Origin of the sequence: Faecalibacterium prausnitzii, assembly GCF_003287405.1 — a bacterium.
Classification (GTDB): Bacteria; Bacillota; Clostridia; order Oscillospirales; family Ruminococcaceae; genus Faecalibacterium; species Faecalibacterium intestinale.
In genome coordinates, this window is the sequence record NZ_PRLD01000012.1 from 18,471 (window position 1) to 37,487 (window position 19,017).

Below are 19,017 nucleotides of genomic sequence, written 5' to 3' on the forward strand. Positions count from 1 at the left end.
TTTTTATGACAGAGCGCCGGGGCGATACCCTGTTGTTCCATACCCCGCCGGTCATCGCCGCACAGGCGGCGGCGGGCGGCAAAAAAGAGAGCGAGGGCCCGTTGGCAGCGGGCTTTGACGAACTGACCACCGACAATCGGCTGGGACAGTGCAGCTGGGAAGCCGCCGAAAAGCAGTTGCAGCTGCGGGCGGCGCGGCTCTGCCTGCAAAAGGCTGGCTTGCCCGCAGAGCAGGTGGACCTTGCGCTGGCGGGAGATCTGCAGGCGCAGTGCACCGCCTCCGGCTACGCGCTGCGGGAACTGGGCGTGCCCTTTGCGGGGCTGTTCGGGGCGTGCAGCACCATGGCGGAGGCGCTGGCGCTGGGCGCGGCGCTGTGCAGCAGCGGGGCGGCGCAGAACCTGCTGGCCATGACTTCCAGTCATTTCTGCGCGGCAGAGCGTCAGTTCCGCACCCCACTGAGTTACGGCGCGGTGCGCACCCCTACCGCCCAGTGGACGGCTACCGCCGCCGGGTGCTGCCTGCTGCGTCCGGCAGGGCAGGGGGTGGGCATTGCCGCCGCCACCTTTGGGCGGGTGCAGGACTATAACATCAAGGATATCAACAACATGGGCGCAGCCATGGCACCGGCAGCAGCCGCTACGCTGCTGCAGTATCTTGCCGACACCCATGCAGAGCTGCGGGATTTCGACTGCATCTACACCGGCGACCTTGGGCTGGTAGGCAGTCAGATGCTGCGGGAGCTGTTGGCAGCAGAGGGTCTGCTGCTGAAAAACCACGCGGACTGCGGCTGTCTGCTTTACGATGCCGGGGAGCAGCGGGTAAAAAGCGGCGGTTCGGGCGCGGGCTGCTGCGCCGCCGTACTCTGCGCGCATATCCTGCCAAAGCTGCTGCGCCGCGGCAGCCGCCGGGTGCTGTTTATCGCCACCGGGGCGCTGATGAGCCAGACCACCTTTTTGCAGAAGGAGAGCATCCCGGCGGTGGCACATTTGGTAGAGCTGACCGCGCCGGAAAAGGAGAGCTGAAATGAACTATCTGTGGGCATTTTTAATAGGCGGCGCCATCTGCGCGGTGGGGCAGTTGTTCATCGACCTGACAAAGCTGACCCCGGCACGCATCCTGACCGGCTATGTGGTGGCGGGAGTGGTGCTTTCGGCGGTGGGGCTGTATGCGCCGCTGGCAGAGTTTGCCGGTGCGGGGGCGACGGTGCCGCTGCTGGGCTTCGGGCATCTGCTGGCAAAGGGGGTGCGCACCGCCGTGGCGGAAAAGGGCGCTGTCGGCATCCTGACCGGCGGGCTGACTGCTGCCTCTGCGGGCATCACCGCAAGCCTTGTCTGCGGCGTGGTGTGCAGCCTTGCGGGCAAAAGCCATGACCAGAACTGAATAATAGGATGCGTTTGCGGGCAGCATCCTTGCCCTCTCAGCCATCGCTACGCGATGCCAGATTCCCCCTTTTGTCGCTGCGCGACATCTTCCCCCGGCCGGGGGAAGTCGGCCCTCAAAGTGGGAGCCCTTGGCAGTCCACACAAACTTCATCTCTTTGCCAAGGCCTCTCCCTTTGGGAGAGGTGTCACCACAGGTGACGGAGAGGGCGAGCCCGCTAAAGAAATACAAGAGAACATCATCACTTTGTCCGCGCTGCTTCGCTATATTTTGCGCCCGGCGGCTGGTAAACTGGGGGCAAAACGGAGGTGAAGCGGATGAAACACAGCGGTCAGACCGTATTGTGGGAGCTGTGGGCGGCGCTGTGCCTGTGCACGGCGCTGGTGCTGCCGCCGGGCAGCCCGTGGCTGCACGAGCCGGCGCTGTTGTACCCGGGGCTTTCGCTGGCAGTGCTTGTGCCCGCCGCGTGGGCGGCGTGGTGGATGGCGGTGCCGCCGCAGCCGTTGCCGCCGGAGCAGCTGCTGGAGCCGGTGCAGCGGCAGAGCCTTGCCGCGCTGTGTGGGACATAACAGCGGAAAAAACAAAAACCCCTGTGCCGGGTACCCGGTACAGAGGTTTTGTTCGTCAATCAAACTGCGCGATCAAGCGTTCTTGTTAGCACGCTTTGCCATACGGCTGATCTTGCGGCTGGCGGTGTTCTTCTTGATGACACCCTTAGCGCGAGCCTTGTCGATCGCGGAAACAGCAGCCAGGACGGTTGCGTCCTTGTCAGCGGCATTCGCATCGATGGCAGCGTCTGCCTTCTTGACGACTGTTTTCAGGTTGGTCTTAATGGCCTTGTTGTGAGCCTGCTCTGCAGCAGCCTGCACGACGCGGTCCTTCTGAGATTTGATGTTAGGCATTCGTTCCACCTCCTTGGCTACCTATAACAGCGCACCCTATGATACCATATTTCGCGTACCAGCGCAAGCGTTTTTTTGATTTTTGTTTGGAAAAGTTTTGTTTTTCCCATACTTTCCGGCAATAAGGCGGGCTTTTGCCCCAAAAAAGGAACGGAGAGTGTGGAAAATGCGTACTACGGATATGGCTGACGAGCTGTTCAGCGGCGCGGCGCAGCCGCTGCCCGCAGGGGTGCGGCTGGCTACCGCCCGCCACGGCGGGGTGACAGTGACCCGGGTGGAGATCGCCCGCGAGGGGCTCAGCCGTCCCCGGGGCAGGTATGTGACGCTGGAAATGCCCAGCGTCAGCGTGCTGGACGAGCGGGATGCCGCCGTCATCGAGGTGTGCGCCCGGGAGCTGCGCGCCCTTTTGCCGCCGGAAGGGCCGGTACTGGTGCTGGGGGTGGGCAACCGCCGCATCACCGCCGATGCCCTTGGCCCGCGCACGGTGCAGCGCATCCTTGTCACCATGGGCGCGGGCGCTGCCCCGCCGGTGCGGGGCTTGCGGCCGGTAGCAGCCGTTGCGCCCGGGGTGGCGGCAGCCACCGGGCTTTCGCTTCAGCAGCTGGCGGCGGCGCTGGTGGGGCAGCTGCACCCGGCGGCGGTGGTCTGCGTGGACAGTCTCTGCTCCGCCGAGGGGCAGCGGCTGGGGCGCACGGTGCAGTTTTCGGACACCGGGCTTTACCCGGCGCAGGCCGACCACACCCGCCACCTGACCCGGGACACCCTTGGCGTGCCGGTGGTGGCGGCGGGCATCCCTACCCTGATGCAAGCGCAGGAGGGCGCAGACCTTGTGGTCACGCCCCGCGCGCTGGACAGCGTCATCGCCCACGGCGCGGCTCTGCTGGCGTGTGCGGTCAACCGCGCCTTGCAGCCCCGCCTTACCGTGCAGCAGCTCTGCTGGCTGACGGGGTGAAGAAAGGAGGTCTTGCCATGCGCAGCAGAGAGCCTTGGCGTCTGCCTGCGGGGCAGAGCAGGGCAGTGCCCTTTTTGCAGGCCGCGGTGCTGTTTGCAGCGCTGTGCATCTTTGCCCGCAGCGCCGCGCTGGTGCTGGCGGCCTTTCTGGCAGCGCCGGTGCCTGCCGCGCAGACTTTGCTGCATCTGGGACAGCAGGCCGTGGAGAGCCGCGCTGCGGCATCTGCGGAAAGCGTGCCGGAGGACGTGTCCGCGCCCTCTCCGGCGCAGGAAGCTGACGTCCCGGTGCAGACCGGGGTGGAGCGGTATTTTGTGGCGCTGCAGCCGGACGAAGCCCGCCCTGCCGATGCCGGCACGGTGACAGAGCAGCAGTTCGGGCAGGGCAGCGGCGAAAAGTACATTCCCTGCGGCGCGGGCAGCATCAAGAATAACACCCGGCAGACGGCGGCAGACATTGCCGCTGAGGTGGCGCAGCCCCTGCCCTTTGCCATCGAAAAAGACAGCGCCGCGCCGCAGGTGCTCATCATGCACACCCACGCCACCGAGGACTACCGCCTTTCTGCCGGGCTGTGGTTCACCCCCGGGGACGGGGCGCGCAGCACCGACCGCAGCATCAATATGTGCGCGGTGGGGCGGGTGATGGCCGATACCCTCAATGCGGCGGGCATCTGCACCCTGCACGACGAGACCCTGAACGACTACCCCAGCTACACCGGCAGCTACGCCAACAGCCGGGCGGTGGTGCAGCAGTATCTGGCGCAGTACCCCAGCATCAAGGTGGTGCTGGACGTCCACCGCGACGCCATCGAGCGGGAAAACGGCACCCGCTGCGCCCCGGTATGCACCATAGACGGACGGCAGGCGGCGCAGGTGATGATCATCTGCGGGTGCGACAACGGCACCAGCGTGCAGCTGCCCGCATGGCGGCAGAACCTGCGCTTTGCCGCTGCGTGGGAGCGCAGCATGGAAGCAAAATACCCCGGCCTTACCCGCCCGGTGCTGTTCAGCTACCGGTTCTATAATCAGGACCTGACCACCGGCAGTCTGCTGATCGAGATCGGCGGGCACGGCAACAACCTAAATGAGGCCCTGTACGCCGGATATCTGGCAGCACAGGGCCTCGCGGATGCATTATTAAGCTGAATCAGCCGCCAAGGCTGGAGATCATGCTGCTCTTGGCAGACTGATAGTAGCTCCATGCCTGATCGGCCACGGTCTCGGGCTGGTTATACTGCCGCAGCACGCTGCGCATCTCGCTGACCACCGAGGAGACGGCACTGTCGTAGGTGCTCTCCACAGAGGAAAGATGGCTGTAGGCGATGCTGACCTTATTGGCAAAGGTCCGCTCTTCGGCGGGCAGAGAGTGGTACTCATCCTTTGCGCTCTGGATGGCGCTGCTGACATCCGACCGTGCCGAGGACTCCAGTGAATACAGCTCGCTCATCAGAGAGGAGATCTTGGCATCGCACTCGGGGTTTGGCGGGTCGTAGACGTGGCCGGGGTCACTGGCAGTGCTGCTGCCCGGTGCAGCCGACTGGGAGGCGCTTCCGTAGGCGGGAAGCCAGTCGCCGAACATGAATTCCTTGTATCCGGCAATGAATTCCTCTTTGGTGCAGCCGCTCAGCAGGGCTGCCAGTGCGCAGCTGACCACGGCAAGGGTCAGCAGGCGGATGATATGGTGTATGTGTTTCATGATTTCCTCCAGAATCTGTTTTTGCGGAATACCGCTTTTTCCCAGTTTACCAGAGAAAAGGCGGCCTGACAAGAAAAAATGCAGAATTTTACCGGATTCCGCATGGTAAGGTTGACAAAATGCCGCCAACGTGCTATTTTAAAACAACAAATGCAAGGAACGGGAAAAGTAGCGCGGGCCGTCCGGCCCAGAGAGTGCGGCACAGCTGAGAGCCGCGCCCGTGCGCCGCGTGAACGAACACCCGGGAGCAGCAAACTGAACACGGCAGCGCGTCTGCCGCTAAGTAGGTGCGCCGCAGGTCCAGCGTTATAGGGACAGCGCTTAAACAAAGAGCGCGTGAGCGACCGGGCACTTCCGGTAATTCAGGTGGCACCGCGGACATTACAAGACAGCTTGTTCGCCCTGAACTTTCAGGGCAAAAGCTGTCTTTTTTCTTTGTAAAGGAGAACTATTATGGAACGTACCGAGATCCTTTCGCTGTTCAAGAACACCCCGGCGGACGGCACCGAGATCACTGTCTGCGGCTGGGCAAAGAACATCCGCGACTCCAAGAACATCGGCTTCATCGCCCTGTCGGACGGCGGCTGCTTCAAGACCCTGCAGGTGGTGCTGGAAGCCGGCAAGCTGGCAAACTATGATGAAGTCATCCACACCGGTCTGTACAGCAGCCTGCGCATCAAGGGCAAGCTGGTGCTCACCCCGCAGGCAAAGCAGCCCTTTGAGCTGAACGCCGAGAGCGTGGAGATCCTGGGCGACTGCCCCGCCGACGAGTACCCCCTGCAGAAAAAGAAGATGAGCATGGAGTATCTGCGCACCATGCCCACCCTGCGCCCCCGCACCAACACCTTCAACGCCGCTTTCCGCGTGCGCAGCGTGGCAGCCTACGCTATCCACAAGTTCTTCCAGGAGAACGGCTTTGTCTACGCCCACTCTCCGCTGATCACCGCCTCCGACTGCGAGGGTGCCGGCGAGATGTTCCGCGTGACTACACTGGATCTGGACAATGTGCCCAAGACCGAGGACGGCGCTGTGGATTACAGCCAGGACTTCTTTGAAAAGCCGGTCAACCTGACTGTTTCCGGTCAGCTGGAAGCCGAGGCCATGGCCATGGCATTCGGCAAGGTTTACACCTTTGGCCCCACCTTCCGCGCCGAGAAGAGCTTTACCACCCGCCATGCTGCGGAGTTCTGGATGATCGAGCCGGAGATGGCCTTCTGTGACCTGAACGGCTACATGGACAACGCCGAGGCCATGATCAAGTACGTCATCCGCTATGTGCTGGACAACTGCCCGGACGAGATGGCTTTCTTCAACCAGTTCATTGATAAGGGTCTTGTCGAGCGTCTGGAGCTGGTGGCAAACAGCGATTTTGCTCGCATCAGCTACACCGAAGCCATTGAGATCTTGGAAAAGAACAACAAGAAGTTCCAGTACCCCGTGGAGTGGGGCGTGGATATCCAGACCGAGCACGAGCGCTACCTGACCGAGGTGGTGTACAAAAAGCCGGTCTTTGTCACCGACTACCCCAAGGAGATCAAGAGCTTCTACATGAAGCAGAATGCCGACGGCAAGACTGTGGCAGCAGCAGATATGCTGGTGCCCGGCATCGGCGAGCTGATCGGCGGCAGCCAGCGTGAAGAGGACTACGGCAAGCTGGTGGCCCGCATGGACGAGCTGGGCATGGACAAGACCAACTACGAGTGGTACCTGAATCTGCGCAAGTTCGGCGGCGTGGAGCACGCAGGCTACGGCTTGGGCTTTGAGCGCATGATCATGTACCTCACCGGCATCCAGAACATCCGTGACGTGCTGCCCTTCCCCCGCACCGCATACGGCTTCTGAGAAGCGCGCATACTGTAATCAAAGAAAGCCGCCGCCTTTGCGGCGGCTTTTTTGGTTGAACGGGAGCGCCTTCGATGAACGGCCTCGCCCTCTCAGTCACCTTCGGTGACAGCTCTCCCAAAGGGAGAGCCTCTGGCGAAACCGGTAACTTCGCGTGGACTGCCAAAGCCTCTCCCTTTGGGAGAGGTGGATTTGCGAAGCAAAGACGGAGAGGGCGAGGATGCTAACCGCAGCACCGCGCTTTCGCAGAAAGCGGCGCTGCAAATGCCGTTTCCCTCTACGACCCCACCCGTGAAAATGGAGCAGCGGAACGCCCGCAGGCGTTCCACTGCTCCGAAATAAAAATAATTCTTCCGCTGAATATTGCCAGAGCGAAGCGGAGACAATTCTGAATCGTAAAAACGCCTATCTTTTCAACAAGGAGCACAAAACAAGTGGAAAACATTTCGCCTGCCCTCTTGGACTGGTTTTACAAAAACCGCCGCAGCCTGCCCTTCCGGGAGGACCCCACCCCCTACCATGTGTGGCTCAGCGAGGTGATGCTGCAACAGACCCGGGTGTCGGCGGTGCTGCCGTATTACTACCGCTTTCTGGAAACGCTGCCGGATATCCCCGCGCTTGCCGCCTGCGAGGAGGAAAGGCTGCATAAGCTGTGGGAGGGGCTGGGCTATTACAGCCGGGTGCGCAACCTGCAAAAGGCCGCAAAGCTCGTCTGTGCGCAGTACGGCGGGCAGCTGCCCGCCGACTACGCCGCCCTGCGTGCACTGCCCGGCATCGGGGAGTACACCGCCGGAGCCATCGCGTCCATCAGCTTCGGACTTCCCGTGCCCGCCGTGGACGGCAATGTGCTGCGGGTGTTTTCCCGCCTGTATAATGACCCGGGCGTGATTACAGAACCGGCGGTAAAAAAGGCCTTTACAGCCCGGGTCATGGAGCATCAGCCGCCGGAAAAGGCCGGGGACTACAATCAGGCGCTGATGGAGCTGGGTGCGCTGGTCTGTGTGCCCAACGGTGCGCCTTTGTGCGGGCAGTGCCCGCTGGCGGAAAGCTGCCTTGCCCGGGCGGCGGGCACCACCGCCCAGCTGCCCCAAAAGGCAAAGCCGAAGCCCCGCAAGCTTGTGCCGGTAACGCTGGCACTGGTGGAAAGCCCGGCGGGCTTTCTGGTACAGCAGCGGCCGCAAAAAGGGCTGCTGGCCGGGCTGTGGCAGCCGGTGCTGTGGGAGGACGAGCATCTTTTGCAGGCCGAGGTGCTGGCGCGGCTGGCGGCACTGGGGCTGGACACCGGCACGGCAACTCCCGCCGCCCTGCCCGCCGCAAAGCACATCTTTACCCACATCGAGTGGCTCATGTCCGGCGTGCAGCTGCACGTTGCGGCGCAGAGCGCCCCGGCGGGCTATGTCTGGGCAAACCGGGAGCAGCTGCGCACCACCTACACCCTGCCCGGGGCGTTCCGGGCGTATAAGCCGCTGCTGCTGTGACTTTGGCAATTTGCTGTAATGAACCGCGCCAAAACCGGCACACTGCCCAAACTGCGCCCCGCAGCACCTTCGGGGCGTGAAAATTGGGGTGCAACGGTTGTAATTTTGGGCGGGAACGGGTATAATAAAAGCTACAAAGCGGCGCTGACTGCCGCTTGAATCAAGATCCTTTTGCGGGACGCCCGCTGGAAAAATCAAGCTGAAACAACGTTTCAACTGCAAAAAGGAGTGTACTGAATCTATGAAAAAATCTTGCTTGGTCGCTGTGATCGCTGTTCTGGCTGCTGTGGCTGGTGCGCTGGCTGCTGTGGCACTTTACCTGAACCGCCGCGAGAAGGAGCTGGACGAGTACGAGCGCCTGCTGTTCGGCGAGGATGACGCAGAAACCGTAGAGCCGGAGGAAGCCGCTGCTGAGGACGAGGCAGAATAATTCCCCAAAATACCGGAAACTGCCGGGAAGATAAGCGCATCGGGGCGCACGGAGCAGTCTGTCTGAACGGACTTGCCCCGGTGCGCCCTTTTTGTACATAAGGAGAAGGAACATGAAGCGTTTTTTGCTTTGGCTCATCAGTGTGGCGCTGGGTGTGGTGGTGCTGCTGGCGGCTGTGATGGGGGTAAGCTATGCCTTTACCACCGAGGGCGGCTGCCCGGACGGGGCGGCGCAGTACGGCGGGCAGGCGCTGGAGCCGAACGGCTCCTGCTGGCAGGTGCCGCTGCTGGGCGGGCAGCTGGATAAAGTGTTCGCCAGCCCCGCCACCCTGACCGTGCAGAAGCTGGGGGTGCTGTACACCGCCCACCCGGAGCTGACGTTGCCGGACTGGACGGGCTACACCGCCCTGACCATCCAGAATGCGGCGGGGGATGTGCTGTTTGCGGGCAGTGCGGGGGAGTACCAGAACTTTCTCTTCCCCGCGAACGGCGAGTATAAGGCGGAGCTGACCGCATGGCGTGTGCCCAAGGGCGGGGTCATCACCCAGTTCGAGGGCGGCAGCACCGGGCAGCTGCGCAAAAACTTAGGTCTGGAGCGCCCGGCCAAGCCCACCGGCTGGTACCGGTACAGCTTCCGGTTCACTTTGCAGGCCAGTGCGGAGGTGGAGCTTTCCGCCGAGCGGGTGGAGCAGGGCGGCACGGTGGGCGTGCGCATCTCCGGCATGACCGGAGACGCCGTGCCCATCATTGAGACCGACCTTGGCAGCGTGCAGTGCGTGCGCGCCGCCGAGGGCTGGCGCGCCTATATCCCGGCAGCCTATAACGCTTCCTCCGGCGGACACGAGGTGAACATCACGGTGAACGGCGAGACCATCACCCGCACCCTGACCGTGCTGCCGAAGGACTTTGGCACGGTGGAGGTGGAAGCCGAAGAACCGGCTGCGGAGAGCGCCAACGCCCAGTTCCGCAGCGCCATCTGGCCGCTGTACGAAGCTGCCGCCACCGCCAAGCAGTGGCAGGGCGGCTTTGTGCCCCCGGCTGAGGACTCCATGACCCTGGTGGACTACGGGCAGATCAAAGTAACGGACGGCCAGCAGGGCAGCCGCTCCAACTCCACAAAGCTGTACACCATCCCCGGTGCGCCCTGCCGCGCCGCAGCCAACGGCACGGTGGTGTTTGCGGGCGATCTTGCGCTTACCGGCAATACGGTGGTCATCGACCACGGCTGCGGGCTGCGCAGCTACCTGTACGGCTTGCAGGAGATTTCGGTCAGCAGGGGACAGACCGTGGAAAAGGGGCAGGCTGTGGGCGCACTGGGCGAGGAGCTGACCATGGACTTCAAGCTGGGCAGCAGAAGCGTGAACCCGCGCCTGCTGTTCCAGACCTCCGGCGGGCTGTTCTGGAAGGAAAACTGAACAAACTCCCTCAGTCTTCGCTTCTGCGTGGCTGGGGGAGTTTTTTGAAAAAACCTGTAACGTTTTTCCTCTTTGTGCGTTATTGGGGTGAAAGGGCGCACGAAAGCCCGCAAAGGAGGAAATGACCATGAAGCTGGAATGTGACGTGATCCGCGATCTACTGCCCCTGTACGCCGAAAAGCTTGCCAGCCCCGCCAGCAGTGCGCTGGTGGAGCAGCACCTTGCAGCGTGCCCTGCCTGCCGTGCAGAGCTGGAACAGATGGAAAAACCGGTGCCGGTGCAGCCGGAACCCCAGCCGGATGCACCGCTGAAAAACATCCGCAGCAGCCTGAACCGCCGCCGTCTGCGCACCATGCTGTGCAGCTTTGCGGCAGCGCTGGCGCTGGCGGCGGTGTGCGGCTTTGGCTGGTACGGCTACACCGCCTGCGACCGGGTATCCTTTTTTGATGCACGATTGCAGGCTTCCTACCAGCAGGCGGAAAACGGTGCCAACGGCTGGGTGCTGGAGACCCGCGCCGAGGACGTATATCTGAAGCCGACCTATGCCGACAGGCACTACGAGGTCATCCGCTACCGCATTCCGTGGGTGCACGATGCCCTTGACAAGCTGCTGCAAAAGGACACAGACCTTCTCCGCTGCACCGGATGGATGCGCACTGACCGCTCGGCGGTGGTGGATGCAGCGGATATGACGGTGGCGTTCAACGGTCAGGACGGCACATGGTATGCGCTGGGCAGCGCCCCTGTGGCATGGGATGAGGTTGAATGGCCGGAGTGATGCCTATGGACATTGAAACCATCTACCGGCTCTACTTCCGGGACGTCTGCCTGTTTTTGCAGGGGCTTACCCGCAGCGAAGCGCTGGCCGAGGAGCTGACGCAGGAGACCTTTTTCCGAGCGCTGGACGGCCTTGAGGACTATGACGGCAGGCAGGATGTGCGGGCGTGGCTGTTCACCGTGGCGCGCAACGCCTACTACGACCACTGCCGCCGCGCAAAGCACGCCGCCCCGCTGGAAGATGCCGAAACAAAAGCCGCCGACAGCCCGGACATCGCGCAGCTGTTGGTGGACAAGGACGCCGCTTTTACGGTGCACCAGTGTCTGCACGCGCTGGAAGAACCCTACAAGGAGGTTTTCAGCCTGCGGGTGTTCGGCGAGCTGCCCTTTGACCGCATCGGGGCGATCTTTGGTCACAATGCCGCATGGGCGCGGGTGACCTATTACCGCGCCAAGACCCGCATCCAGACCATGCTGGAACAGCAGAAATAATAAAACAACACCGGAGCGTCCGAAGATGCTCCGGTGTTGTTCTGTTTATCCTCAGGAAATTGCGTCCACATCCCACTTCATGCGGACGGCATCGGCGCCGTCCAGCTTGATGTGCATGGCACCGGCGTTATCCAGCACCTGCTCCGGCTTGCGGGCACCGCACAGGACGTGCAGCCCCGGGATCATGCGGGCGGTCATGGCGATGACCAGCTGCGCCATGGTGCAGTTGTACTTTTCGGTCAGGTCGCTCCACTTTGCCAGCAGTTCCAGCGCCTGTGCCCGGCGGGTGGGCTGGAAACAGGGGTTCGTGTTGCGGGTGCTGCCCTCCGGGTAGGTGGTGTCCATGGTCACCTTGCCGGTCAGCAGTCCCTGCTCCAGCGGGGAGTAGGCCTGCACCGAGACGCCCAGCTCCTTGCAGGTGGGCAGCAGCTGCTTTTCAATGCGGCGGGTCAGCAGGCTGTACTTTTCCTGAATGACGTCCAGCTGGCCGTACTTGCAGTAGCCCCGGATGATGTCGGAGGTGACGTTGGAAGCGCCGATGGCGCGGATCTTGCCCTGCTCCTTCAGCTTCATCATGGCTTCCATGGTCTCTTCCAGCGGATATACGCCGAAGTCCGGGCTCTGCCAGTGGGTGTACAGCACGTCCAGATGGTCGGTGTGCAGACGGCGCAGGCTGTCCTCCACGTCCTCGATGATGCCCTTGGCGGAGAGGTCGCGGTACACCTGTACGCCGTCCACTACCTTGTGCAGGATGGGGGACTCGTGCCGCCACTCCAAGCCACACTTGGTGGAAAGCACCACCTTGTCGCGGTCGATGTGCTTCATGGCTTCGCCCACCACTTCCTCGCTGTGGTACAGCCCGTAGATGGGCGCAGTGTCGATCCACTGGATGCCCTGCTCCACGGCGGTCTGAATGGCCTTTACCGACAGTGCATCGTCGTTATCGCCCCACCATGCACCGCCGCCGATGGCCCATGTACCCATGCCCAGAAACGGCACGGAAATGCCGCTTTTGCCAATGTTGATGTTCTGCATATACTTTACCCTCCATGCCAGCAGTGTTCCCCGCAATGGGAACCCTCATTCCAATGTCTGGCATACTTTGTTGTGTTTTTTATTCTATAAAAAAGAACTGCGGAGCGCAGGTGCACTCCGCAGCGCTCTTTTATCAGATGTTGCCGAACTCGCTCAGCTGCAAGCTCTCGTTGTGAGTCTCTGCCCAGCGCACCGCCCAGTCGGAGGTGAACAGCAGCAGACGGTTGCCCTTCATGTCCTCCACAGCCTTGGTGTCGCTGGTCAGGTCCAGATCCCGCAGGTTGTAGGTGTCGGGATCGTTCTGCACCCAGCGCAGCTGCTCAAAGGGCAGCTGCTGCATACGGATCTCCACGTTGTACTCGGTGTTCAGGCGGTACTCCAGCACTTCCAGCTGCAGCACACCGACCACGCCGACCACCACTTCTTCCATGCCGCCGCCGACCTCGCGGAAGATCTGGATGGCGCCTTCCTGCGCGATCTGCTCCATACCCTTCACGAACTGCTTGCGCTTCATGGTGTCCTTCTGCTCAATGCGGGCAAAGTGCTCCGGGGAGAAGGTGGGGATGCCCGCGAACTGGACCTTCTTTTTGCCGGTGCACAGGGTATCGCCGATGGAGAAGATGCCCGGGTCGAACAGGCCGATGATGTCGCCGGCGTAGGCCTCGTCCACGATGGCGCGGTCCTGCGCCATCAGCTGGGTGCCGGTGGCAAGCTTGATGTTCTTGCCCTCCTGCACATGGTAGGCTTCCATGCCGCGCTCGAACTTGCCGGAGCAGATGCGCATAAAGGCAATGCGGTCGCGGTGGGCCTTGTTCATGTTGGCCTGAATCTTAAAGATAAAGGCGGAGAACTCGTCCCGGCAGGGATCCACCGGCTCGCCGGTCAGGCTGTCCACGCGGGCCAGCGGGGCGGAGGTGAGCCGCAGGAAGTTTTCAAGGAAGGGCTCCACGCCGAAGTTGGTCAATGCAGAGCCGAAGAACACGGGGCTCAGCTCGCCGCGCAGCACCTTGTCCAGATCAAACTCCTCGGCAGCGCCGTCCAGCAGCTCGATCTCGTCCACCAGCTGCTGGTGCAGGTAGGGGGTCAGCAGCTCGTCCAGTGCGGGGTCGCCCAGCTCGGCTTCGGTCTCGCTGACCTTCTTCACGCCGTTGGCGCGGCCATCGCTGGAGAAAGCCAGCACCTTGCGTGCGTTGCGGTCGAACACGCCCTTGAACTCCTTGCCGCAGCCGATGGGCCAGTTCATGGGGTAGGTCTTGATGCCCAGAATTTCTTCGATGTTCTCCATCAGCTCAAAGGGGTCGCGGGCTTCGCGGTCCATCTTGTTGATGAAGGTAAAAATGGGGATATGGCGCAGGGTGCACACCTTGAACAGCTTGATGGTCTGCGCCTCAACGCCCTTTGCGGCGTCGATGACCATGACGGCAGAGTCTGCCGCCATCAGGGTGCGGTAGGTATCCTCCGAGAAGTCCTGATGGCCGGGGGTGTCCAGAATGTTCACGCACTTACCGGCGTAGTTGAACTGCAGCACCGAAGAGGTGACCGAGATACCACGCTGCTTTTCAATGTCCATCCAGTCGGACACGGCGTGCTTGGCGCTCTGCTTGCCCTTGACGGAACCAGCCTGATTGATGGCTCCACCGTACAGCAGCAGCTTTTCGGTAAGGGTAGTCTTACCTGCGTCGGGGTGGCTGATGATGGCGAACGTCCTGCGGCGTTCGATCTCTTCACGATTTGTCATAGATGATAGCTTCTCCTATAAAAATTGCCTTTGCAAGGCAGAGAATAAACGGCAGACAGATGGTGTCTTACATGGGAGCCTCCATCCTGCTTTCTGAGAAAACCCTCTCCGGCATACTGTCAGTCGTGACGGAGAGGATTCTTGTTTTTACACATACGCACCTTATTCTATACGAAAACGCGTGATAATGCAAGGGTTTTCGTTATTTTTTCAGGATCAGGCAGGGCAGAGGGGCAGTTTCGGCCCAATTGGCAAAATCACACACCAGAACGGTGAAACTTTTCAGTGGAAGTGCCCGCAGAAAACGCAGCACCGCCTGTTTTTCGTCCGAGCCGATGACCGCCCCGCTGTACAGGATGGCACTCACGATGCCGCCGGGGCGCACCGCCTGCAGCGCCGCCTGCAAGGCGGGGATGCTGCTCTGCGCGGTGGAGAACACCCCGTGGTCCGCCCCCGGCAGCCAGCCAAAGTTGAACATGACTGCATCGGCAGTGCCGGGCTGCACATACTGTAATAAGTCGGCGTGGCTGCCGCAGATGAGCTTGTACCGGTCGGCGGGCACATTTGCCTGTTCCAGCCGGGCGCGGGTGGAGCGGATGGCTTCGGGCTGCACGTCAAAGGCCAGCACCCGCCCGGCGGGGGCGGTCAGATTGCACAGAAAGGCGGTGTCGCCGCCGTTGCCGCAGGTGGCGTCCACGCACAGCTGCGGGTGCACCAGCCGGGCGGCTAAAAAGTCCTGCACGAACTTGACCGCCGTTAAATCCGGGGTGCGGCGGCGCACCAGCTGCCCGCCCTCGGCGGCAAAGCCGAATTTGCCCCAGAAGGCAAGCTCGGCGGCGTTTTCCGGCAGCGGGGCGGTAAAAACGGTGGCGGTTTCCCGGTCATAACCGCCAAAGCTGCGCAATACTTCTTTTAACAGGTAGGAACCGTAGCCCTTGCGCCGCCACCGGGGCAGGATGCACAGGGCGGCAAGCTGTGCGCCCTTGGGGGCGGGGGAGAGGGTGCACTCTCCGATGCAGTCCTTTTCTTTATACAGGGCAAACCCCTGTTCGGTGCGGCGCAGTTCCATAAAAAGCTCCTCCTTGACGGGCCAATATTCTTCCCTTACAATAGCAAGCGGCGGCGCAGCTGTCAAGGGCAGAAAAGCAGGACCGCATTTCACATATTCTTCACGGCGCAAGCGATTGATTTTCACATTTGACGGTTACAATAGGGACAGTTCAAAGGAACAGATGTCCCTGCGGACCGGCCTTTGAGGGAAGGATGTAGTAACATGGAAAACGAGAACAAGTGGGAATACGATTATTCCGCTTCCAATAACGAGACCGGCTACCCCAACGTGGGCAGCAGCGGCATGAACACGGCAAACCAGTATAACGAGCCGGAAGCACAGCCCGTGCGCCCGGCGTATACCGCCCCGGCAGACGGCGGCAGCGTGCCGCCCACCCCGCCGGAGCAGCCGCAGTACAGCGCCCCGCAGCAGCCGGAAAAGCCCCGCCGCAAAAAGAAGAAGTTCAATGGCGGAAAGCTGGTGCGCAGCGCCGTGGCGCTGGTGCTGGCAGCTGCCATGGGCTTTGCGGGCGGCTTTGTGGGTGCAAAATACGGCGGCGGCAGCAAGGTGGTCATCCAGCAGGTGGAGCGCCCTGCCAGCTCTGACAGCAGCACCGACAGCACCGGCAATTCCATCAGCGCCACCAGCGGCACCGGCCTGAGCACCGCACAGGTGGCAGAGCTGGTCAGCCCCAGCGTGGTGGTCATCACCACCGAGCAGGTGGTCTACTCCCAGTGGTCATGGTACGGCCAGAGTCAGGTGGAGAGCGGCGCGGGCAGCGGCGTCATCATCAGCTCGGATGGTTATATCCTCACCTGCGCCCATGTGGTGAGCGGCGCTTCCAACATCACTGTGAGCATCGGCGACAAGGATTACCCCGCTACGCTGGTGGGCGAGGATACCACCAGTGATATCGCCGTGGTGAAGGTCGACGCCACCGGCCTGACCCCCGCCACCGTGGGTGACAGCGATAACCTGAAGGTGGGCGAAAGCGTCATGGCCGTGGGCAACCCCTTGGGTGAGCTGGGCGGCACCGTGACCAGCGGCATCGTCAGCGCCCTGAACCGCAGCGTCAGCATTCAGGGTTCCAGCTCTGTCAACACTATGTCCCTGATCCAGATGGATGCCTCCGTCAGCCCCGGCAACTCCGGCGGCGGCCTGTTCAACATGAACGGCGAGCTGGTGGGCATCGTCAATGCAAAGTCCTCCGACAGCGATGCCGAGGGTCTGGGCTTTGCCATCCCGGTAAATGACGCCGTCAAGGTGGCGCAGGAGCTGCTGGAAAACGGCTATGTGACCGGGCGTCCCTATCTGGGCATCAGCTACTATGCCGTGACCGACGCCCAGACCGCCGCCCAGCTGGGCGTGAACGCCTACGGTGTCTACATCGTGGAAGTGGTCAAGGGCGGCCCTGCCGACAAGGCGGGCCTGCAGGCCGGTGACCGCATCGTGAGCGTAGACGGCAGCGAGGTTGCCACCCAGAGCGACCTTGGCACCCTGATGCAGGACCACAAGGCCGGCGACACCATCGAGATCACCGTGGCACGCGGCGGTCAGATGCAGACCGTCACCGTCACCCTTGGCGAAAAGGGCGCAGAGAATAACTGAAAATAGTAAAAAGGCTGCTGCACGGAATGTGCAGCAGCCTTTTTTGGTTGTGGGAAAAACTCCCCCAGTCGCCTACGGCGACAGCCCCCTCTGGGATGGGGCCTTTGGCATAACGGTAAACTTTCCGGCTAAAGTGCAAAGCTTCCGGGCGCGCCAGAGGCTCCCTCTCCGAGGGAGCTGGCAAAACCGTCAGGTTTTGACTGAGGGAGTTCGTTCTTTATTTACACCGCACCAAAAACAGTCGCGCTGTACGGCGCAAGGGGGGCTTTGTTTGTAAAAACGCGGCTTGCCCCCCGCCACAGGCTGGAAGAAGTGCCGTCGCTCAGTAGCTTCCACTGCCCGGCGGGCAGGGGAACGGTGCAGGCGGTTTCGGTGGGGTTATAAAAGACGCACAAAGCGCTCCACGCCGCGCCGTCTCCCCAGACGGCGGGCAGTGTCCAGCCCACCAGCGGCTGCTCCAGTGCAAAGAACTGCAAGGCCTCCGGGGCGTGACGGTCGGTGCTGCCCAGCCGGGGAAAGGCTGCCCGCAGCGCCAGAAGCCCCCGGTAGTAGTCCACAAGGGCGTGGTACTGCTCGGCGCGGTTCCAGTCCAGACGGTTCAGGGCGGGGGAGGAGCGGTAGCTGTTGCCCACGCCCTTTTTGGTGCGGGCGAACTCCTCGCCTGCCTGCATGAAGGGCAGGCCGAAGCTGGTCAGGTAGATACCCGCCGCCAGCCGGTTCTGTGCCAGCGCCACGGTGTCCCGGGCGGTGAACTCCGGCTTTTCGTACCGGACGCAGAGCAGCTTGTCCCACAGGGTAAAGTTGTCGTGGGTGGAAACGTAGCTCACGATCTGGCTGGGCGCGTGGGGCGGCAGACGGTCGCTGCGGCACCATGCCGCCACCGCTGCGCCGATATCCCAGAAGCTGCCGGGCTTGCCCTCCACATAGCCCGGCTCCCGGGCATCGAAGCAGCCGCCCTTGATGGCGTCCCGGGTGTCATCGCAGAAGATGCCCACCCGCTCGTTGAGCATGGCAAGGTTCGCTTTGTTGGCTTCGTACCGGTGCAGCTGGCTGGCACCGCCCTGCCACGGCTCGCCGTACAGCAGGATGTCCCGCCCGCCGGGCAGGCTGTCCAGCGCAGCGCGCACCGCATTGATGCTCTCGGCATCGTACAGACCCATCAGGTCGAACCGGAAGCCGTCGATGTGGTACTCCTTCGCCCAGTAGAGGATGGAGTCGATGAGGTACCGCCGCGCCATGGGGCGCTCGCTGGCAAACTCGTTGCCGCAGCCGCTGCCGTTGGAAAAGCTGCCGTCCGCATTCTGCCGGAAAAAGTAATAGGGCACGGTATTGTTCAGGGGATTTTCGGTACGGTAGGTGTGGTTATACACCACGTCCATCACCACCCCGATGCCCGCCGCATGGAGGGCGGCGATCATCTCCCGGCACTCCCGGATGCGCACCTCGCCCCGGGTGGGGTCGGTGGAGTAGCTGCCCTCCGGCACGTTGAAGTTGGTGGGGTCGTAGCCCCAGTTATACTGCCGCAGCAAGGGCTTTGCTTCGTCCACGCTGCCAAAATCGAAAATGGGCATCAGCTGGACGTATTTTACCCCCAGCCGCTTGAGGTAGTTCAGGCAGGTGGGGTGGATGCCATCGCCGTGCAATGTGGTGCCCTGCTGGGTAAAGGCCATATATTTACCCCGCCACGCCGGGCGCACCCCGCTGGCGGCATCCTGCGAGAAGTCCCGCACGCTCACCTCCCACACGGCGCGCTGCGCCGGGGGGATAACGGGGCGCACATCCCGCTCCCACCCGGAGGGCGCGGTGCGGGCAAGATCTACGATCATGCTGCGGACGCCGTTTACCCCCACCGCCCGGGCGTAGGGGTCGCCGGTCTCGCGGGTGATGCCGTTTACGGTAACGGCAAAGGTGTAGTAGCGGCCGTGCTGCTCCCCGGGCAGCCAGATGCTCCACACCCCATGCGCCCCGCGCACAAGGGGCTCTGTGCCCAGCACGGCGCCGCCGTCTCCCTTGTGGTATAAGGTCACGGTAACTGCTTCGGCGGTGGGTGCCCACAGCCGCAGACAGGTGCCGCCGGGGGCGTAGTCCGGCCCAAGAGGGCCAGTATAGTAGTTTTCGCGGTGGAAGGGTACGTTTTCAAACAGTGTTTTCCACTGGGCAGGCGTTTTTGCGGCCATGGTCAGCTTCATTCCTTCTTGTAAGATTCATTATATTCAGTGTATCGGA

Annotated in this window: 18 protein-coding genes; 12 read left to right on the forward strand and 6 right to left on the reverse strand. The window is 62.2% G+C overall.

Going from position 1 to position 19,017, the window contains the following annotated elements; genetic code table 11:
• The first annotated feature begins 5 nt into the window (after positions 1 to 5).
• The 3 genes from C4N24_RS11450 (at position 6) to C4N24_RS11465 (ending at position 1,949) form a co-directional block, all read left to right on the forward strand.
• Positions 6 to 1,022, forward strand: coding sequence for a stage V sporulation protein AD (locus C4N24_RS11450; RefSeq protein ID WP_112091521.1), 1,017 nt, complete (start codon positions 6 to 8; stop codon positions 1,020 to 1,022).
• 1 nt (position 1,023) lies between these two features.
• Positions 1,024 to 1,380, forward strand: coding sequence for a stage V sporulation protein AE (gene spoVAE, locus C4N24_RS11455; protein WP_112091522.1), 357 nt, complete (start codon positions 1,024 to 1,026; stop codon positions 1,378 to 1,380).
• A gap of 317 nt (positions 1,381 to 1,697) precedes the next feature.
• Positions 1,698 to 1,949 carry a hypothetical protein gene (locus C4N24_RS11465; RefSeq protein WP_005925284.1) on the forward strand — a complete coding sequence of 84 codons (252 nt, stop codon included), beginning with the start codon at positions 1,698 to 1,700 and terminating at the stop codon, positions 1,947 to 1,949.
• Positions 1,950 to 2,021: 72 nt separating this feature from the next.
• On the opposite strand, the gene rpsT is transcribed toward C4N24_RS11465, so the two are convergent.
• A complete protein-coding gene (rpsT, locus tag C4N24_RS11470; RefSeq protein ID WP_005943554.1) occupies positions 2,022 to 2,282 on the reverse strand; it encodes a 30S ribosomal protein S20 in 261 nt (86 codons plus the stop codon).
• A gap of 166 nt (positions 2,283 to 2,448) precedes the next feature.
• Between rpsT and gpr the strand changes: the two genes are divergently transcribed.
• Positions 2,449 to 3,234, forward strand: coding sequence for a GPR endopeptidase (gene gpr, locus C4N24_RS11475; RefSeq protein ID WP_112091523.1), 786 nt, complete (start codon positions 2,449 to 2,451; stop codon positions 3,232 to 3,234).
• Positions 3,235 to 3,251: 17 nt separating this feature from the next.
• Positions 3,252 to 4,376 (forward strand): stage II sporulation protein P, encoded by a 1,125-nt coding sequence (gene spoIIP / locus C4N24_RS11480; RefSeq protein ID WP_112091524.1) that lies wholly within the window; start codon positions 3,252 to 3,254, stop codon positions 4,374 to 4,376.
• A 1-nt stretch (position 4,377) separates the two neighbouring features.
• On the opposite strand, the gene C4N24_RS11485 is transcribed toward spoIIP, so the two are convergent.
• Positions 4,378 to 4,926 carry a hypothetical protein gene (locus C4N24_RS11485; RefSeq protein ID WP_242983254.1) on the reverse strand — a complete coding sequence of 183 codons (549 nt, stop codon included), beginning with the start codon at positions 4,924 to 4,926 and terminating at the stop codon, positions 4,378 to 4,380.
• Positions 4,927 to 5,379: 453 nt separating this feature from the next.
• Here C4N24_RS11485 and asnS point away from each other — a divergent pair, with 453 nt between their 5' ends.
• From asnS to C4N24_RS11515, 6 genes are all read left to right on the forward strand, one after another.
• Entirely contained in the window at positions 5,380 to 6,768 is a 1,389-nt protein-coding gene (asnS, locus tag C4N24_RS11490) for an asparagine--tRNA ligase (RefSeq protein WP_112091525.1), read from the forward strand.
• A gap of 434 nt (positions 6,769 to 7,202) precedes the next feature.
• Entirely contained in the window at positions 7,203 to 8,246 is a 1,044-nt protein-coding gene (gene mutY, locus C4N24_RS11495) for an A/G-specific adenine glycosylase (RefSeq protein ID WP_112091526.1), read from the forward strand.
• A gap of 241 nt (positions 8,247 to 8,487) precedes the next feature.
• Entirely contained in the window at positions 8,488 to 8,676 is a 189-nt protein-coding gene (locus tag C4N24_RS11500; protein WP_055186669.1) for a hypothetical protein, read from the forward strand.
• Between the two features lie 112 nt (positions 8,677 to 8,788).
• A complete protein-coding gene (locus C4N24_RS11505; protein ID WP_112091527.1) occupies positions 8,789 to 10,090 on the forward strand; it encodes a murein hydrolase activator EnvC family protein in 1,302 nt (433 codons plus the stop codon).
• A 127-nt stretch (positions 10,091 to 10,217) separates the two neighbouring features.
• Positions 10,218 to 10,868, forward strand: coding sequence for a zf-HC2 domain-containing protein (locus C4N24_RS11510; protein WP_242983255.1), 651 nt, complete (start codon positions 10,218 to 10,220; stop codon positions 10,866 to 10,868).
• A 5-nt stretch (positions 10,869 to 10,873) separates the two neighbouring features.
• Positions 10,874 to 11,359: an RNA polymerase sigma factor gene (locus tag C4N24_RS11515; protein WP_112091529.1), complete on the forward strand. Its 486-nt coding sequence runs from the start codon at positions 10,874 to 10,876 to the stop codon at positions 11,357 to 11,359.
• Between the two features lie 51 nt (positions 11,360 to 11,410).
• Here C4N24_RS11515 and C4N24_RS11520 read toward each other — a convergent pair whose 3' ends face one another.
• The 3 genes from C4N24_RS11520 to C4N24_RS11530 all read right to left on the reverse strand — a co-directional run bounded on the left by C4N24_RS11520 (position 11,411) and on the right by C4N24_RS11530 (position 15,201).
• Positions 11,411 to 12,394 (reverse strand): aldo/keto reductase, encoded by a 984-nt coding sequence (locus C4N24_RS11520; RefSeq protein ID WP_112091530.1) that lies wholly within the window; start codon positions 12,392 to 12,394, stop codon positions 11,411 to 11,413.
• A gap of 133 nt (positions 12,395 to 12,527) precedes the next feature.
• A complete protein-coding gene (locus C4N24_RS11525; protein ID WP_006735394.1) occupies positions 12,528 to 14,132 on the reverse strand; it encodes a peptide chain release factor 3 in 1,605 nt (534 codons plus the stop codon).
• A gap of 202 nt (positions 14,133 to 14,334) precedes the next feature.
• Complete coding sequence (locus C4N24_RS11530) at positions 14,335 to 15,201, reverse strand: bifunctional GNAT family N-acetyltransferase/class I SAM-dependent methyltransferase (RefSeq protein ID WP_112091531.1); 867 nt, start codon at positions 15,199 to 15,201, stop codon at positions 14,335 to 14,337.
• A 204-nt stretch (positions 15,202 to 15,405) separates the two neighbouring features.
• Here C4N24_RS11530 and C4N24_RS11535 point away from each other — a divergent pair, with 204 nt between their 5' ends.
• Complete coding sequence (locus tag C4N24_RS11535) at positions 15,406 to 16,791, forward strand: S1C family serine protease (RefSeq protein ID WP_112091532.1); 1,386 nt, start codon at positions 15,406 to 15,408, stop codon at positions 16,789 to 16,791.
• 221 nt (positions 16,792 to 17,012) lie between these two features.
• On the opposite strand, the gene pulA is transcribed toward C4N24_RS11535, so the two are convergent.
• Entirely contained in the window at positions 17,013 to 18,980 is a 1,968-nt protein-coding gene (pulA, locus tag C4N24_RS11540) for a type I pullulanase (RefSeq protein ID WP_112091533.1), read from the reverse strand.
• Positions 18,981 to 19,017 lie beyond the last annotated feature (37 nt).

Excerpts from the sequence above, each read along its gene's own strand:
- C4N24_RS11535 (WP_112091532.1), top strand. The coding sequence starts at position 15,406 with ATGGAAAACGAGAACAAGTGGGAATACGATTATTCCGCTTCCAATAAC.
- C4N24_RS11485 (WP_242983254.1), bottom strand. The coding sequence starts at position 4,926 with ATGAAACACATACACCATATCATCCGCCTGCTGACCCTTGCCGTGGTC.
- spoVAE (WP_112091522.1), top strand. The coding sequence starts at position 1,024 with ATGAACTATCTGTGGGCATTTTTAATAGGCGGCGCCATCTGCGCGGTG.
- asnS (WP_112091525.1), top strand. The coding sequence starts at position 5,380 with ATGGAACGTACCGAGATCCTTTCGCTGTTCAAGAACACCCCGGCGGAC.
- C4N24_RS11500 (WP_055186669.1), top strand. The coding sequence starts at position 8,488 with ATGAAAAAATCTTGCTTGGTCGCTGTGATCGCTGTTCTGGCTGCTGTG.
- gpr (WP_112091523.1), top strand. The coding sequence starts at position 2,449 with ATGCGTACTACGGATATGGCTGACGAGCTGTTCAGCGGCGCGGCGCAG.
- C4N24_RS11450 (WP_112091521.1), top strand. The coding sequence starts at position 6 with ATGACAGAGCGCCGGGGCGATACCCTGTTGTTCCATACCCCGCCGGTC.
- C4N24_RS11505 (WP_112091527.1), top strand. The coding sequence starts at position 8,789 with ATGAAGCGTTTTTTGCTTTGGCTCATCAGTGTGGCGCTGGGTGTGGTG.
- C4N24_RS11465 (WP_005925284.1), top strand. The coding sequence starts at position 1,698 with ATGAAACACAGCGGTCAGACCGTATTGTGGGAGCTGTGGGCGGCGCTG.
- C4N24_RS11515 (WP_112091529.1), top strand. The coding sequence starts at position 10,874 with ATGGACATTGAAACCATCTACCGGCTCTACTTCCGGGACGTCTGCCTG.
- C4N24_RS11530 (WP_112091531.1), bottom strand. The coding sequence starts at position 15,201 with ATGGAACTGCGCCGCACCGAACAGGGGTTTGCCCTGTATAAAGAAAAG.
- C4N24_RS11520 (WP_112091530.1), bottom strand. The coding sequence starts at position 12,394 with ATGCAGAACATCAACATTGGCAAAAGCGGCATTTCCGTGCCGTTTCTG.
- C4N24_RS11510 (WP_242983255.1), top strand. The coding sequence starts at position 10,218 with ATGAAGCTGGAATGTGACGTGATCCGCGATCTACTGCCCCTGTACGCC.
- C4N24_RS11525 (WP_006735394.1), bottom strand. The coding sequence starts at position 14,132 with ATGACAAATCGTGAAGAGATCGAACGCCGCAGGACGTTCGCCATCATC.
- pulA (WP_112091533.1), bottom strand. The coding sequence starts at position 18,980 with ATGAAGCTGACCATGGCCGCAAAAACGCCTGCCCAGTGGAAAACACTG.
- spoIIP (WP_112091524.1), top strand. The coding sequence starts at position 3,252 with ATGCGCAGCAGAGAGCCTTGGCGTCTGCCTGCGGGGCAGAGCAGGGCA.
- rpsT (WP_005943554.1), bottom strand. The coding sequence starts at position 2,282 with ATGCCTAACATCAAATCTCAGAAGGACCGCGTCGTGCAGGCTGCTGCA.